The 15,753-nt window shown below is 73.2% G+C and carries 14 protein-coding genes; 4 read left to right on the top strand and 10 right to left on the bottom strand.

Features of this window, described 5'->3' with window-relative positions; all coding sequences use genetic code 11:
- Window positions 1-4: 4 nt before the first annotated feature.
- The 4 genes from QSK32_RS34050 to QSK32_RS34065 all read right to left on the bottom strand — a co-directional run bounded on the left by QSK32_RS34050 (window position 5) and on the right by QSK32_RS34065 (window position 3,288).
- A complete protein-coding gene (locus QSK32_RS34050) occupies window positions 5-751 on the bottom strand; it encodes a hypothetical protein (RefSeq protein ID WP_045741897.1) in 747 nt (248 codons plus the stop codon).
- Complete coding sequence (locus QSK32_RS34055) at window positions 736-1,272, bottom strand: RNA polymerase sigma factor (RefSeq protein WP_285474183.1); 537 nt, start codon at window positions 1,270-1,272, stop codon at window positions 736-738. The genes QSK32_RS34050 and QSK32_RS34055 overlap by 16 nt, the downstream gene beginning before the upstream one ends.
- A 109-nt stretch (window positions 1,273-1,381) precedes the next feature.
- Entirely contained in the window at window positions 1,382-1,921 is a 540-nt protein-coding gene (def, locus tag QSK32_RS34060; protein WP_045741898.1) for a peptide deformylase, read from the bottom strand.
- Between the two features lie 191 nt (window positions 1,922-2,112).
- Window positions 2,113-3,288: an FAD-dependent monooxygenase gene (locus QSK32_RS34065; protein ID WP_285474184.1), complete on the bottom strand. Its 1,176-nt coding sequence runs from the start codon at window positions 3,286-3,288 to the stop codon at window positions 2,113-2,115.
- Window positions 3,289-3,376: 88 nt separating this feature from the next.
- Between QSK32_RS34065 and QSK32_RS34070 the strand changes: the two genes are divergently transcribed.
- Complete coding sequence (locus tag QSK32_RS34070) at window positions 3,377-4,051, top strand: TetR/AcrR family transcriptional regulator (protein ID WP_285474185.1); 675 nt, start codon at window positions 3,377-3,379, stop codon at window positions 4,049-4,051.
- Here the strand turns inward: QSK32_RS34070 and QSK32_RS34075 are convergent.
- Window positions 4,030-5,109, bottom strand: coding sequence for a saccharopine dehydrogenase NADP-binding domain-containing protein (locus QSK32_RS34075; protein WP_285474186.1), 1,080 nt, complete (start codon window positions 5,107-5,109; stop codon window positions 4,030-4,032). The genes QSK32_RS34070 and QSK32_RS34075 overlap by 22 nt on opposite strands.
- A 99-nt stretch (window positions 5,110-5,208) precedes the next feature.
- On the opposite strand from QSK32_RS34075, the gene QSK32_RS34080 reads away from it, so the two are divergent.
- Window positions 5,209-5,775, top strand: a complete 567-nt coding sequence (locus tag QSK32_RS34080) for a TetR/AcrR family transcriptional regulator (protein WP_045741900.1) — start codon at window positions 5,209-5,211, stop codon at window positions 5,773-5,775.
- Between the two features lie 93 nt (window positions 5,776-5,868).
- On the opposite strand, the gene QSK32_RS34085 is transcribed toward QSK32_RS34080, so the two are convergent.
- Complete coding sequence (locus QSK32_RS34085; protein ID WP_052720360.1) at window positions 5,869-6,303, bottom strand: MarR family winged helix-turn-helix transcriptional regulator; 435 nt, start codon at window positions 6,301-6,303, stop codon at window positions 5,869-5,871.
- A gap of 103 nt (window positions 6,304-6,406) precedes the next feature.
- Here QSK32_RS34085 and QSK32_RS34090 point away from each other — a divergent pair, with 103 nt between their 5' ends.
- Window positions 6,407-6,847, top strand: a complete 441-nt coding sequence (locus QSK32_RS34090) for a DUF6069 family protein (RefSeq protein WP_045741976.1) — start codon at window positions 6,407-6,409, stop codon at window positions 6,845-6,847.
- Between the two features lie 235 nt (window positions 6,848-7,082).
- Here the strand turns inward: QSK32_RS34090 and QSK32_RS34095 are convergent, their stop codons facing one another.
- The 4 genes from QSK32_RS34095 to QSK32_RS34110 form a co-directional block, all read right to left on the bottom strand.
- Window positions 7,083-8,327 (bottom strand): L,D-transpeptidase, encoded by a 1,245-nt coding sequence (locus tag QSK32_RS34095; protein WP_045741901.1) that lies wholly within the window; start codon window positions 8,325-8,327, stop codon window positions 7,083-7,085.
- A gap of 209 nt (window positions 8,328-8,536) precedes the next feature.
- On the bottom strand, window positions 8,537-9,655 hold the full coding sequence (locus QSK32_RS34100; protein WP_045741902.1) for a DUF3500 domain-containing protein: 1,119 nt from the start codon (window positions 9,653-9,655) through the stop codon (window positions 8,537-8,539).
- A gap of 150 nt (window positions 9,656-9,805) precedes the next feature.
- Complete coding sequence (locus QSK32_RS34105; RefSeq protein WP_045741903.1) at window positions 9,806-12,523, bottom strand: ATP-binding protein; 2,718 nt, start codon at window positions 12,521-12,523, stop codon at window positions 9,806-9,808.
- Entirely contained in the window at window positions 12,523-12,705 is a 183-nt protein-coding gene (locus QSK32_RS34110; RefSeq protein WP_045741904.1) for a hypothetical protein, read from the bottom strand. Before QSK32_RS34110 ends, QSK32_RS34105 begins: the two co-directional genes overlap by 1 nt.
- 186 nt (window positions 12,706-12,891) lie before the next feature.
- Between QSK32_RS34110 and QSK32_RS34115 the strand changes: the two genes are divergently transcribed.
- Window positions 12,892-15,747 (top strand): hybrid sensor histidine kinase/response regulator, encoded by a 2,856-nt coding sequence (locus QSK32_RS34115; protein WP_285474187.1) that lies wholly within the window; start codon window positions 12,892-12,894, stop codon window positions 15,745-15,747.
- The last annotated feature ends 6 nt before the right edge of the window (window positions 15,748-15,753 follow it).

Below are 15,753 nucleotides of genomic sequence, written 5' to 3' on the forward strand. Positions count from 1 at the left end.
CCGGTCAGGGCAGGTCGGACGACAGGTGGGCGGTCGTGGTCTCCCCCACCTGAACGTTCACCGTCACCGCCGAGAGATCGCCGCCCTCCGGGCCCGGCCACCAGGCCGCCCACCAGCCGTTCGTCACGCTGGCCGTGATCACGCCACCGCCGGCGAGACGCAGCGTGACCGCCGTCACGTCCGGCGCGGCCAGCCCGATCATGTTGGACATCTGTTCGTCGTCGTCGCCGAACGAGCTGGACGTCTCCAGGGTGACCGTGCCGGCCGGCGGGGCGACCACGTCCGCCTCGTCGATCAGCGACATCGAGGCCACCCCGGTGTCCCCCACCTGCAGGCATTCGACGATCGTGGCGTTCTTGCGCATCACCAGCAGGGTGGCCTCGCCGCGCTGCTCGGCGACGAGCACGTCGGAGGCCCGGGCCGTCGAGGTCCCGCCGCCGACGTCGTTGGCAGCGCAGATCCGCGCCTGCGGGAGCACGTCGGCGCCGCTGCGGCCGGTGGGCATCGCCGTCCAGGAGGCCACCGCCTTCTCCCCGGTACTGGGCAGCAGGGCCACCGCGCCGGCCACCCCGGCGGCCGCCGCCAGGGCGCCCGCCATCAGCAGCCGGCGCGCCCGGCGGGCGGCCGGTGCACCCGTGATCACCCGTTCCACCATCGCCGACGACCGCGCCCACTGCAGGTCGCTGGGTTCCCGGGCGGGTGCCGGGTCCAGGACCGCGAGACGGTCCAGGTCGCTCATGCGGTCGTCCACGACTCTTGCTCCTTCACGGTGGTGGGGGTGGCCTCCGGGTTCAGGGCCGCCTGCAGGCGCTGCCGGGCCCGTCCGAGCCGCATCGCGAACGTCGACCGCCGGACACCGAGCACCGACGCCGCCTGATCGGAGGTGAGGCCGTCGAACGCGACGAGCGCGAGCACCTCCCGGTCGGCCGCCTTCAGTTCCCGCCAGGCGCGTTGCAGGTCGATGCGGGCCGCGGTGCCGGGCGCACTGTCCGGTTCGTGGCGCGGTTCGGCGGCGTCCAGGCGCACGTCCAGCGCACGCCGCCGCAGCCAGCCCCGGGTCCGGTTGGCCATCGTCCGGCGGGCCACCGCGAACAGCCACGGCCGCGCGTCCTCGGGCACCTCACCGAAGCGCCGCCACGCGGTCAGGAACACGGTCGACACGACGTCCTCGGCCTCGTCGACCGGGATCCGGCGTTCCACGAACCGCAGCAGGTCGGCGAAGGTGGCCCGGTGCAGGTCCCGGAACCGCTGTTCGGCGTCGGGCCCCGTCACGGAGCTGATCCTTGATGCTTCATACCCCCCACCTGTCCGGGGCGTGGACGTCTGCCACACCCCGCGGTGGTCTTTCTCCCGCTCTTCATGGCGTACGCGCGAAGCCCGGTCAGTGTGGACTGACCTTGATCTTCGGGTCGTCGAGTCCGTCGAACCAGCCCGCGTCCCGGACCATCGTGAGCAGCTGCTCCCGTTTGGCCGCCGGCTGATGGTCGATGAACAGGACCCCGTCCAGGTGGTCGGTCTCGTGCTGGAAGCAGCGGGCCAGCAGCCCCTCGCCGACCAGCTGCACCGGGTCGCCGTGCCGGGTGAACCCCTTGGCGATCACGTTCTTGCGCCGCCGGGTGTCGAAGTAGACGCCCGGGATCGACAGGCACCCCTCCGGACCGTCCTGGACCTCCTCGTCCGGGAACTCCAGGACCGGGTTGACCAGGTAGTCGATCTGCCCGTCGCTGAGCTGCGGCGCGAACGCGAAGACCCGCAGGCCGACGCCGAGCTGCGGCGCGGCCAGTCCCGCGCCCCGCGACTGTTCGAGGGTCTCCCGCAGGTCACCGATCAGGGTCTTGAGCTCCTCGTCGAACTGCAGGACGGGGTCGGCGACCTTCCGCAGCACGGGGTCGCCCACTCGCCGAATATCCAGGATTGTCACGCTGCGAACTCCACTCGTCCGGACGAACCAACCACGGCAATCTATCGCCAGGATGCCCCACCGGCCTCGTTCCCGCGCAACACATCGCCACCGTTCCCGCACGACGCACCGCGGCCGTTCCCGTGGCGACGCACCGCAGCCGTTCCCGTGGCGACGCACCGCAGCCGTTCCCGTGGCGACGCACCGCGGGATCAGGACGGCTCGCGGCCGTGGGTGGCGACGAGCCGGTTCAGCAGGAGGATGACCGGGGGTGTCTGGACGGCGCGCATGGTGGCGGTCATCGCGCGGATGCCGAGTCCGGTGTTCGGGGCGTAGATCGCCAGCCGGCCGGGGAACAGTTTCTGGGCGGCGTCGACCCGGGGCCGCATCGCCCGCTCGTAGTCGGGCAGCGCGCCGGGGCCGCCGGCCAGCACCGCGGTGGCCAGTGCCTCGGCACCCTGCAGGGCGAGGGCCGTGCCGAGGCCGCTGAGCGGGCTGGCACACCAGGCGCTGTCGCCGAGCAGGACGGTCCGGCCCCGGTGCCATCCGCCCTCGACGACGATCTGGTCGTAGGTGTCGAGCGCGAAGTCCTCGGCGGTCCGGGCGGCGGCCAGGAACTCGGCGGTGCGCCAGCCGGCTCCGGCGAAGACCTGCTCCAGCAGGGCGAACCGGGCCTGCGGGTCGCGGCGCGACGGCAGCTCGGTGGCCGGGAAGGACAGGCCGATCTCCTGCCGGCCCGGGTGGCCGGGGCGGGCGGCGACGAGCAGCCGGCCGGGCCGGTTGCAGATCAGGAACCAGCCGTCCAGTGGCGGGGTGCCCGGCTGTTCGGTGAGGGTGAACCAGGCGTGCGCGAAGCCGAGCGGCCGGCGGTAGCGTTCCTCCGGTCCGAAGGTGAGCGACCGGACCCGGGAGTGGGTGCCGTCGGCGCCGACGACCAGGTCGTAGTCGGCCGGCTCGTGGTGGCGGAACGTGGCCCGCACCGCGCCGCCGGGCAGCGGCTCCAGGGTGTCGACGGTGTCGCCGAACCAGTGCGTGACGTGCTCGGCGGCGGCCCGGTGCAGCACCCGGGCCAGGTCGGTGCGCAGCAGCTCCTCCTTCGACACGTAGCCCTGGCCGTCGAACGCCTCGACCGGCATGGTGGCCATTAGGCGGCCGGTCTCGTCGATCCAGGCGGCGCCACGCTGCGGGACCAGCCGGGTCAGGCACTCGTCGAGCAGGCCGAGACGGTCGAGCACTTCGCGGGAGTCGCCGCGCAGGTCGACGGTCTGGCCGCCGGTCCGCAGCCGCGGGGCGATCTCGACGACGGTGACCCGCCAGCCGGCCCGGCCGAGCAGGACGGCCAGGGTGTCGCCGGCGATGCCCGCACCGACGATCAGCGCACTCCTCATGAGTCCCCCTCTATTGCGAATGAATTCGCATTAACGGTAGGACCGCGGCGCTCGTTAACGCAACTCCCTTCGCGTTAGAATCAGGGACATGACACAGGCGACCGGCAACACCCGGCCCGGCGGGCGCACCGCACGCACCCGGGAGGCCGTGCACGCCGCCGTCCGCGAACTGCTGGCCGCCTCCCCCGACACGACGATCGGGCTCCCCGAGGTCGCGGCCCGCGCCGGAGTGCATCCGGCGACCGTCTACCGGCGGTGGCGGACCGCCGAGGCGCTGCTGCTGGACGTGGCGTTCACCGACGTCAGCGAGCGCTCCCCGGTGCCGGCGACCGGTGACCTGCGCGCCGACCTGCTGACCTACGCGCACGGGCTGGCGGAGGCGGTGGTCCGGCCGGGTGGGCTCGGGCTGATCCGGGCGTACATCGCGGCGATGGCCGATCCGGTGCTCGGCCTCGCCGACGCCGACGCGCTGGGGCGACCCCGGATGGAGCAGTTCCAGGCGATGCTCGACGCGGCCGGAGCCGTCGAGCTGACCCCGGTCGACGTCTTCGAGATGATCCACTCGCCGCTCTACATCGCCGCGATGATCCTCAACGGACGGCCACGCCCGGACGACCCGGCGATGCCCGGCGACCCCGGGCGGCTGGTCGCCACCGTCCTCGCCGTCCTGGCGAGCCGGCGCGCCGCCGCCCGGGACGACACCGGCGACCAGGAGCCGCCACGGCCCCGCCGCGGCCCGTCTCAGGACACCGGCAGCAGGTAGGAGCCGCCGCACGCCTCGGCCAGCTCCGCGCCGAAGAGCGCCGCCGGGGTGTACGCCCCCGGCCGCCCCGCACCGGCCAGCAGCCGACCGGCAGCCTCAGCCGGAACCGCGCCGGTCACGTCCTGCGCGTCGCCCAGCCGCAGCCAGCCCTCCCGGACCTCACCGTCCGCCCAGGTCACCACGGCGTGTCCCCAGGAGTGCTCACGGGGACGGCCGGCCGCCGCCACCCGGACCGCGGCGAGACGGCGCCGGGCGAACTCGCGCAGCGCCCGCCAGTTCAGCAACGGCAGCACGACCGGCATCAGCGCCCGGGCCACCCCGCCGGACGGCACCTCGCTCGAGGCCGCGACCACGTGGCGGGCCCCGGAGGCGCGCTGCGCGGCGAGGAGCTCACCGAGGGGCATGCTCGCGGTGGTCACCCCGGTCCCGTCCGGCAGGGTGAGCCGCATCGGGTCGCCGCCGACCCGGGCCGGGGCCAGCCGCCCGTCGACGATCCGCCGGCCCTGGAACCGGCCGCCGCCCTCGACACCGGGCAGACCGTCCAGGATGGTCGCGGCCAGCGCGTCACCGAGCACGCCGGCCTCCATCGCGATCGACGGGACCATGTCCACGCGTACCCGCAGAGGCCGGGGCCGGCCCTCGCACAGTTTGACGACGACGCTCTCGGTGGCGGTCACCCCGAACCCGGCGCCGGTGATCAGCGTGCGCCCGGCGGCGACGGCCGCGTCGTGCCGGGCGAGGGTGGCGCCGACCGCGGCGACGTCGTTGGCCAGGTCGAGGTAGTGGCCGGGGCAGGCGTCCGCGACGACGCCGGCCGTCGCGGTGAACGGCCCGATCGTGTTGACGACCACCTCCGGCCGCTGCCTGCGGATCTGCGCGGCGGCGTCGTCGAGGGAAGCGGCGACCATGGTACGCGCACCGCCCGGTCCCGCCGCCGCGGCCAGGCGGCTCTCGTCCCGGCCGACCAGCACCGTGGGCACGCCCCGCCGGGCCAGTTCGGCCGCCACCGCCCGGCCGCTGCGGCCGGTGCCACCGAGAATCCAGACCTCTGCACTCATCGCGCCGTCACCTCTCATCGGCGGCGCATCGTGATGACACGCCATGTCGTCACGGTACACGGTCATGACATGGCATGTCATCACGGTAGGATCGTCCCGGTGAGCAGATGGCAGCCGGACGCACCGGACCGACTCCGACAGGCCGCCCTCGAACTCTTCGCCGAACAGGGCTTCGCCGCGACGACCGTCCCGCAGATCACCGAACGGGCCGGGCTCACCACCCGCACCTTCTTCCGGCACTACGCCGACAAGCGCGAGGTCCTGTTCGCCGGCGAGAACGAGATGCCCGCCATGGCCGGCGCGATGATCGCCGCCGCCCCACCCGGCGCCGACCCGCTCACCCTGATCGTCGGCGCGCTGCGCACCGTGGCGCAGACCCGGTTCGAGGGCCGCCGGGCCGAGCTGCTGCGCCGCCGCGACATCGTCCGCTCCGACCCCGGCCTCGGCGAACGCGACCTGCGCAAACGCGCCGCCATCAGCGAGGCGGTCAGCACCGGGTTCCAGGACCGGGGCATGCCGGCGATGACCGCCGCCCTACTCGCCGAGACCAGCGTGACGCTGCTGTACGTGTCGATCCAGCAGTGGCTCGACCAGGACGGCGACCGGCCGCTCACCACGTTCACCGACGAGGCCCTGGCCACCCTGCGAACCCTCCTCGCCGGCTGACCGCGGGCGGGCGCTCCGGGCGTACCCGAGAAGGAGCCCGGCCGGTCCCGTCCCGCGTCCCACGTCACCGGGGCACGCCTCCCGGCGGGCGGGTCAGGGGCGAGCCGGGCCGATGATCGCCGCGAGCAGGTCGCGCAGGTGCGCCTGGTCCGCGCCCAGCACGCCGAAGAGGCCGGCGGCCCGGGCGTCGGCCTCGGCGGTCAACTGGTCACGACGACGAGTGCCCTCCTCGGTCAGGACCAGGTGTTTCACGCGCCGGTCGGACGGGCCCGGCCGGCGGGTGACCAGGCCGCGCCGCTCCAGGCCGTCGACGATGCCGGTCACGTTGGAGGCGTCGCAGCCGAGCACGTCGGCGAGGTCCCGCATCGGGGCCGGACCGCGCAGGTTGACCAGGGCCAGGGCCTGGGCGGGGGTGAGGCCCAACTCGGTCGCGATCGCGTTGAAACCCGTGCGGAGCCGGCCCGCCGCCTGGAAGACCAGGTCGGACAGCTCGGCGACCAGCCGACCGTCGGCGGGTGCGTCACTCATGCCCTGATGATACGTCCCATCAATAGTTGAGTTGCTCAAGTATCTGCTACGCTCCCAGAAAGTTGAGTACCTCAATGATTGACGCACTCAAGGAGTGGTGACGATGCAGGCTGGAAGACGCGCGCTCGTGGTCGTGGCAGCGGTTCTCGCGACCGTCCTGGTCTGGGCCATCGGGGAACCGGTGCTCGGCCACGACCTGGTGGTCACCTCGCCGGGTCAGCCGGCCACGGATCTCGGAGCGGCCGAGATCACCTTCGTCGCGGTGCTGGCGAGCCTGCTCGGATGGGCGGCGCTCGCTGTCCTCGAGCGGCTCACCGCCCGAGCCCTCACCATCTGGAGCATCGCGGCGGCCCTGATCCTGGCGGTGTCGTTCCTGCCGTTCACCAGCGTGGTGGCGACGACCGGCAGCAAGGTCGTCCTGGCACTGACCCACGTGGCACTCGCGGCCGTGCTCGTCCCGGGCCTCCGGCGGACGGCGACGAGGACCGGCACCACGACGACCGGCACCACGAGGACACCGGCGACCGACGACGCCACGCGGTGACCCTTGCGAGCACGGACGGCTCCGCGTCCGGCACTCCCCCACGGGTGATCACGGGCGCGTGCTCCGGGCGTACCCGAGAGGAGGCCCGGCCGGAACGGCCAGAATGAGGCGCCGCCGGCAGCGCCGGCTCATCCCGCGACGAGCGGCCACGACCGACGTCGCGATCACCTGTCCACGATTCCGGGATGGACGGCCGGACCAGGTCGACGGCCGTCCGCGCCGGAACCGGCGGCGATCAGTTGCCGTAGCGGTCGTAGGAGACGGTCCAGTCGCCCAGGCCGTTCCAGATCGGCAGCTCACGCGGGGTGTTCTTGACGTCGACGATGTCGCCGTGGATGAAGTTCTCGTAGACCCACTTGGCGTCGGCGGTGCTCAGGTTGATGCAGCCGTGCGAGCGGTTCGCCTGGCCCAGCTGGCCGTTCCACGGGGCGGCGTGCAGGAACTCCCCGGAGTACGAGATGCGGGTGCAGTACTCGATCTCGTCGCCACCGTAGTAGTTCGGGTCGTTGGGGTCGGTGACGCCGTAGCTCGCCGAGCTCATCACGTGGGTGCGCAGCTTCTCGAGGACGACGTGCGGGCCGCCGGCCGTCCAGTAGCTGATCTTCTCGCCGTTGGAGCCGGTGGTGCCGCCGCCCTTGCCGAGGCTGCTCTTCATGGTGCGCACGAGCTTGCCGTCGATGTAGACCTTCGTCATGTGGGTCCGGTTGTCACTGACCGCGATCAGCTGACGGTTGACCTTGAAGCTGGTCGAGGCGTTCTTCGCGCCGTACACCGTCTTGCCGAGCTTGACGCCGAAGGCGTTGACCTTGACCTTGACCGTGGTGCCGGCCGCCCAGTACTTCGCCGGACGCCAGTGCACAGTCTGGTCGTCCTTCCAGTAGAACTTGCCCTCGACGGACGGCGACGTGGTGATCTCGATGGCCTTCTCGGCGGCCTTCTTGTTGACGGCCCGGCTGAACGCGACGATCACCGGCTGGCCGGCGCCGTACGCCTTGCCCTCCTTGAGGATCGCCAGACCGTTCGCCTGGAAGGTCACCTTCGCGGTCTTCGCCGGTTTCACCGTGCTGAAGCTCGCGGTGTGCTCGGTCGGCGTGCCCGTGCTGTCGGCGGCCTCGGTGACCACCTTGTACGTCTTGCCGTAGTCGAGGTTCTCGGTCGAGGTCCAGACGCCGTCGGCGAGGGTGCCCTTGACCTTCTCCTTGCCGGCCGTGACGGTGACCGCGGTCAGGGTGCCGTCGGTGACCTTGACCGTGATCGGGTCGAGCACCGAGACGTCCTTGTCGGCGTCCGCCGGCGTGGTGGTGACGGTGACCGGGGTGACCGGGGCCGCGATGTTGTCGGCGACCGGCTCGACCCAGTTGGTCGACCCGGAACCGGCGGTGCCGCCGCCGGAACCGTTACCGCTGGTGGAACATCCGGCGACGGTGGCGGTCGCCGCCACTCCCAGTGCGCCGATGATGACCTTGCGTCGTTTGAACATGGCTCTCGCAATCGAAGGGTGGCCGCACAGAGATAGACGCGGCCGGCCCCCGAAACGTTGACTGCCGAGTCGATCGAATGATGGAGATCGCACTCTGAGGAATGACATCCTGGCAGAAGTTGATCTGGCGCGGTAGGCCTGGTATCCGACCTCACGGCCCGGCCCGCCACCACCCCCGGCGAGATGTCCCCGTTCGGCCCTGTTCGTAGCTAAGAGCGGTGGAAGGCGGCCCGGTGCCGGCCGAGGACGTCGTCGCCGAAGTCGTTCTCCGGGTCGCGCCACACCGTGTGCACGTGATCGGCGTCACGCTGGGTGTTGTCGTACTCGGCGAGCAGACCCGGGCCCTGCAGGCGGTAGTAGTGCGGACGGCCCCGGCGGGTGTCGCCGGCCCAGGCGAAGTGCACGCCGTCCAGGCGGTCACCGGCGAACTTCGCGGCCTCCCGCTCGGCGAGCTCCTCCGGGATCCGGCCCACGTAGACGTCGAGCAGCGCCCGCAGCACCTCGCGCTGCTCCGGTGACATGGCCGCGGCGGGCAGCCCCTTCGGGACACCGGTCAGTGCCACGGCGTCGCGGTGCTGCTCGGTGACGCCGGCCCGGGCCTCGGCCTTCTCGTGGATGGCGGCGGTGAGCTCCCGCAGCCGGGGGTCGGTGAACCGGCCACGCCACACCTCCGGCAGCGGCAGCACCCGGTCTCCGTCGCTGAGCTGCGACCGGTTGCCGCCGACGATGTCGACCGGGGCCACCGGGCAGATCACGGCGCCGGCCAGCTGCCCGTCGTCCAGCACGGCCAGCAGGTCCCGGGCGAGGTCCTCGGCCGCGCCGAGCGGCCGCAGCAGGTGACCGCCGAGCAACGGTGACGTCGCCGGGTCAGCGCCGAGGAAACACGGCGAGCTGGCCTGCACCCGGCCGTCGAGCACCAGGTGGTGCACCGAGACGTGGTGCCCGCCGAAACGCCACGACCACGGGCCGGACAGCGAGGGCGTGCCGAAGACCGTCAGGTAGTAGAGCTGCGGATCCCGGCCGCGGGGCCGCCCCCAGGAGGCGCTCCAGCCGTCGGCCTCGTCGAGGACGTTCTCCAAGCCCATGATCGTCGCCGCGGTCACGTAGCCGGGACCGGACAGCCCGGTGGCGACCAACCGGTGGGCGGCCTGCTGCTGTTCCGGGCCCATCCGCTGCAGGGGCAGACCGCCGTGGTCGGTCGGCGTGTAGAACCAGCGGCGCCGCTCCTGATCAGCGGGCCACGGCAGGACGGCGTCGGCCCGCTGGGCGGGATCCAGAGCGGCGATCCAGGCCGTCGCGGCGGTCACCATGCGCTCGGCTGCGGTCATCCCCCGATGATCTCAGGACACGGGTCCGGGCGCCTGCGCAAGCGCTGCGCCCGCGTCCCGGGACGCCGGCGTGCTGGTCGGCAACGCCCGCACGGGAACCAGGGCGGCATCGGCGACCGGTGCGCCCGCCCCGGCACCGGCGAACCCGGCTCAGGGCTGCGGCCCGCCGGCGGCGAGCGCCTCGCCCACCCGGGTCCGCGAGGCGACGTCCAGCTTGCGCAGGATGTTCGACACGTGCACGGCGGCCGTCTTCGGGGAGATGACCAGGTGCCGGGCCAGCTCCACATTGGTCAGTCCCTCGCTGACCAGCACCGCCACCTCCCGCTCGCGCGGTGTCAGCGCGCCCGGTCCGGTGACCGCGGCCCCGGCGCCGGCCGGGGCCATGCCCAGGCGGGCACGCATCCGGGTGAGCTGCGCGACCCGCCAGCCGCCCCACCCGGCCAGCAACGCGGTGGCCGCCTCCAGCTCCGTGGCCGCCTGGTCGGGCCGGGCGCCGGCGAGCAGGCAGCGGGCGGCGCCGACACGGGCCGTGCCCCGGGCCGCCGGGGTCAGGCCCGGGGCGCCCGCCGCGGACCGGTAGCCCGCCAGCGCCTCGGCGGTCCTGCCGTGGGACTCGGCTACCTGTGCCTCGACGAGACCGCGGTAGCCGTCCCCGTCGCCGGGCCCGAGCAGAGCCTCGGCCATCAGGTCGGTCCGGTGACCCGGCAGGCCGATCTCCAGCGCGGCCGACACCAGGTCGTGGGCCTGTTCACCGCTGCGCCAGGTCTGCTCGGTGAGGGCGTCGAACAACGCGTCCAGGGCCGCCTCGGCACGGGACGGATCGCCGCGCCGGCAGGCCAGGTGCAGAGTCAGGCCGGGAATCGCCCCCGGCGGATTGGCGGGCAGCGCCGCCAGGGCGGCCACCATCCGCTCGGCCCGGTCCAGTTCACCGGCCTCCAGGTAGAGACCGGTGAGGAAGAACCCGTGATAGTCGGCCCACCGGCCCCGGCGCTGGTAGCCGCGGTCCTGATCGCGGCCCTCCTCCAGCGCCGTGATCGCGGCGGTCAGGTCGCCGGTGTGCACGGCGAGCCGGGCCCGGCCCTGGAAGTACGCGGCCACCGCCAGCGACTCGAACCCGGCCCGTTCGGCGTCGACCCGCATCCGTTCCAGGATCGCGGCGTGCTCGTCCGGCTTTCCGGGCGGGCCGCCCTGCACCAGCGTGTTGAGGGCGCGGGCGGCCAGCACCCACTCGCCCGCCTGCTCCGCCTCGTCGACCAGGGCGGTCAGGATCGCACGCCCCCGCGCGGCGGTCGCCACATGTTCGAGCAACGTCCCGCCCTTCTCCATCAGGGCGGCCCGGCGCACCGCCGGCAGGCCGAACTCGGCGGCCCGGTCCAGAGCGCGGTCCGCCCAGCTCAGGGCGGACTCGTGGTCGTCGCGCAGGTAGGCCGACTGGGCGATCGCGGTCATCGCCCGAGCCTGGTCGGCGCCGGGTGGCAGCTTCGCGATCAGGGTCTCGATCTCCTGGGTGAGGGCACGCATGTCGTCGGTCTCGCGGGTCTCCCACGCCAGGCGTACCAGAAGGTAGAGCGATGCGGCGCGATCGGTGGCGGTGGCGGCCAGGTCCCGCCAGTGCCGGCCGTGACGGACCGCGTCGTCGAGCAGGCCGGCCAGCCACGCGGCGCGGGCCGCCGACGCCAGCAGGCCGGTGTCGCCGGGTGCCTCCTCCAGGCCCATCTCGGCCAGTTGCAGCGCCTGGTAGGCCGAGCCGATGGAGAGGTAGAGCTCGGCGCCACCGCGGGCGGCGCTGATCATGTCGTCGTACCGGCCGGCGCCGCGGGCGTGGTGCGCCACCATGGCGGGGTCCGGAGAGCCCGCGCGCAGCAGCACCTCCAGGGCCGCCTCGTGCAGGCGACGGCGCTGCCGGCCGAGCATCGGCCCACCGATCGCCTCCCGTACCAGCGCGTGCCGGAAGGTGAACTCGTCCTCCCCGGACTCCACCAGCACACCCCGGCCGACGAGGTCGCGCAACACCCCGATCAGTTCGTCCTCGCCGGTGCCGGTCACCGCGGCGAGCAGGTCGAACGGGATCCGGTGCCCGAGTACGCCGGCCGCCTCGACGATCCGCAGAGCGGCCGGTTCCAGGTCGTCGGCCTGGCGCCGCAGCACCTCGGCGAGGCTCCACGGCAGCGGCTGCTCGACGAGTTCCTCGGGCGCGTACCCGGGAAGTGCCCGGACCATCTCCTCCAGGAAGAAGGGATTGCCGCCGGTGCGCTGGTGGAGCGCCGCCGCGGCGCGCGGCGACGCCGGCGTCCCGGTGGCGGCCGCGAGGAAGGCCGCGGTCTGCGAGGGGGTCAGGCGGTTCAGGTGTACGTGGGTGACCGCATGCCGGCGTTGCATCCGGGCCAGCAGGCCGGCGACCGGCTGGCGGCGGGTCACCTCGTCCGGCCGGTACGTCCCGATGAGCAGGCGCGGGCCGTGCTGGTCGGCGATCCGTTCGAACAGGGCGGCGCTCTCCGAGTCGGCCCAGTGCAGATCGTCGAAGACCACGACGGCGGGCGCGTCGCCGATCAGGGCGGTCAGCACGGCGAGACCGGTGTGCAACCGTTCGACCGCGCTCCGCCGGGGGTCGGCGAGCGCCGCCAGCTGGTCCTCGCCGACCCCCGCGTGGCCGTCGACGGCGTCGAGCAGCACCTCGTAGGGCCGGGCGAGAGAGCCGGGCTCGGCCTGACCGACCAGGACCACGGTCGAGTCCGGCACGGTGGCCAGGAACTCGCGGACCAGGCGGGTCTTGCCGATGCCCGGTTCCCCCGCGACGATCGCGACCGCCGCCTCGCCGGTCGCGGCGAGGTCGGTGAGCCGCCGCAGCTCACCGTCTCGTCCGACCATCACCGGTGTGGTACCGCCACGATGGGTTCGCACGACGCCAGGATAGTGGTGGGTCGATCTCGTTCCGCCCGGCGCCGGCGTGCCCGGCGGGCCAGGGTGAGCAGGCGCCCACGGTCGGCCTCGGCGGTGAGTTCCCGGTGGCGGTCGTTCGCCAGTGCCAGGGCCATCTCCGGATACATCATCTCGCGTCTCCCTCGTTCGCTGATGTGTCCATCGTGGTCCGTGCCGGCCGTCGGCACATCGGACGGCGTTGCGTATCCGTGCAGCTCAGAGCGGCCTAGGTATACCTAGTCGGCAGCCGGGCGGGCAGAGCCGGAAATCACGGCGCCGACCGGTAAAGCAGGCGTCCGGACGGCCGATAGGGGGTCGTGACCTCCGCCGCCGTAGCCGCGTCCCGGGTGTCGAGCCTGTCCCTGCGGGTGCTGCTGTGGCTGGGATGCTCCGCGGTCGCCGTGCTCCTGGTGGTGCTCGGCGCCAGCTCGTACGCGCGGATCGAGACCCTGCTCGCCGATCGCGCCCCGGTGGAACGCTCCCACCAGGCGCTGGCGACGATCGCCGAGGTCCGCCAGCAGTTGCAGGACGCCGAACGCGGCCAGCGCGGATTCCTGATCACCGGCAAGGAACGGTACCTGGCGCCCTACACCGAGGCGGTCGGTGAGCTGCCCGCCACGCTGCACCGCCTGCGGGCGCTGACCGTCGGCAACCCCTCGCAGGAGAAGCTGATCGACGATCTGGCGCCGCCGGTCAACGCGAAGATCCGCGAGCTCGCCCGGACCATCCGGCTGCAACGCGACGGGGGTTTCCCCGCGGCCCAGGACGTGGTCAACAACGACAGCGGCGCCATCTTCATGGACCAGATCCAGGGGCTGCTGGGCCGGATGATCGCCGAGGAGCGTGCTCTGCTGCAGGAGTACCGGCGCCAGGGGTCGATCAGCGCGCAGCACACCCAGTTCCTGGTCCTGACCGGGACGCTGAGCGCGCTGCTGCTGGTCGTCGCGGGCGGCTGGTGGCTGGAACGGCGGGTGAGCCGGCCGGTCCTCGCCGTGACCGCCGCCGCGGGACGGGTCGCCGGCGGGGATCTGCGGGCACGGGCCCCGGTGGACGGGCCGGCCGAGGTGGCCCGGATGGCCGTCGCGGTCAACGCCTCCACCGAGGCGCTGGTCAGCGCCCGGAACGAGGCGGTCGCGGCGACCGCGGCCAAGAGCGCCTTCCTCGCCACGATGAGCCACGAGATCCGGACCCCGATGAACGCGGTGATCGGGATGACCGGCCTGGTGCTGGACACCGAACTGACCACGGAGCAGCGCGAGTACCTGACGACGGTCCGGGACAGCGGCGAGGCGCTGCTGGTCATCATCAACGACATCCTGGACTGGTCGAAGATCGAGGCGGGTGAGCTGGAGCTGGAGGACACCGCGTTCAGTGCCCGCGAGTTCCTGGACAGCGCCCTGGCCCTGATGGCGGTGCCCGCCGGGCTCAAGAACATCGAGGTGGTGGGACGCATCGACACCGGCTGCCCGCCGATGCTGCGCGGCGACGCGACCCGGCTGCGGCAGGTCCTGGTGAATCTGCTCTCCAACGCGGTCAAGTTCACCGATCATGGCGAGGTCGTCACCACCGTGCACGCGGAGCCCGGCGACGGGGACCTGCTCACCGTCACCGTCGCCGTCCGCGACACCGGCATCGGCATCCCCGCGGACAAGATCGGCCGGCTGTTCCGGTCGTTCAGCCAGGTCGACTCGTCGACCACCCGGGTGTACGGCGGCACCGGACTGGGCCTGGCCATCAGCCGCCGGCTCGCCCAGGCGATGGGCGGCGACATCACCGTCACCAGCGAGCCGGGCGCCGGGTCGACCTTCACCGCGACCGTGCTGCTGCGGCACTGCCGCACGGCCGGCGGGGACCTCCCGGAACAGCCGGCGATGACCGGCCGGTCGGTGCTCGTGGTGGACGACAACGCCACCAACCGGGCGGTCCTGCGCCAGCAGCTCACCGGGTGGGGTCTGCGCTGCGTCGACGTGGGTTCCGCGGCCGAGGCCCTGGACATGGTCGACACCGGGGCCAACTTCGACGTGGCCGTGATCGACATGAACATGCCGGAGGTCACCGGCGCCGAACTGGCCCAGAGCCTGCGGCGTACGCCCGCCGGGCAGGCCATGCGGCTGCTGCTGGCCAGCAGCATCACCTGGCGGCCGCAGCCCGGCGAACGGGAGCTGTTCGACGCCACCCTGACCAAGCCGACCCGGGCCAGCACCCTGCACGACACCATCGGCTGGGTGCTGGCCGACACCGAGCCGGGCAGCGGGCCGTCCGTCGCGCCACCGCCGGCCGTGCTGCGTGCCGTCCCCGTCGACCAGGCGCGGCCCGGGTCGCTGCGGGTCCTGCTCGCCGAGGACAACCACGTCAACCAGAAGGTCGCCCAGCTGATGCTCGGCAAGCTCGGGCACCGTGTCGACACCGTCGCCAACGGCCGCGAAGCCGTGCAGGCCCTGCGGCAGGCCCGCTACGACGTGGTGCTGATGGACGTCCAGATGCCGGTCCTCGACGGGCTGGCCGCCACCCGGCGGATCCGCACCGACCTGCCCGCCGAGCAGCAGCCGCACATCATCGCGATGACCGCCAGCGTGCTCATCGAGGACCGGACGGCCTGCCGGAACGCCGGGATGAACGACTACATCGCCAAGCCGGTGCGCATGCCGGACCTGACCGCGGCCCTGGCCCCGCTGCTGCAGTCCGCCGACGCCCCGGTGCCCGCCCCGGAAGCCGCGGCCCCGGACGCCGTCCTCCCGGCCACGAGTTCGCGGGAGGACGGCGTCCGCGCCCGGCTCGACGACATCGGCGGCCCGGATCCGGAACCCGAGGAACGCGAGTTGCTCGCCCGGCTGCTGAACTCGTTCGCCGCCAAGACACCGCCCGCCCTGGACCGCCTCGCCGACTCGCTCACCGCCGGTGACACCGACGCCGTCCGGGAACGCGCGCACGCGCTCAAGGGCTCCGCGTCCAACGTCGGGTTCACCGCGCTGAGTGAGCTCCTCGCCGACCTGGAGGACCTGGCCAACGCCGGGCGGCTGCCGGACGCGCATCCCACCCTGCGCAGCATCCGGGCGGAGTTCCGGCTCGACGAGCCCATCTGCCGGGCCCTGGCCGGTGAACTCCGCCCGGAGGCCCGGCCCGGGACCGCCGACGAGCAGCAGCGGATCACGCGGGCCCGGACCGGCGAATAGGATCGG

Source organism: Actinoplanes sp. NBRC 101535 (assembly GCF_030269225.1).
GTDB classification, from domain to species: domain Bacteria; phylum Actinomycetota; class Actinomycetes; order Mycobacteriales; family Micromonosporaceae; genus Actinoplanes; species Actinoplanes rectilineatus.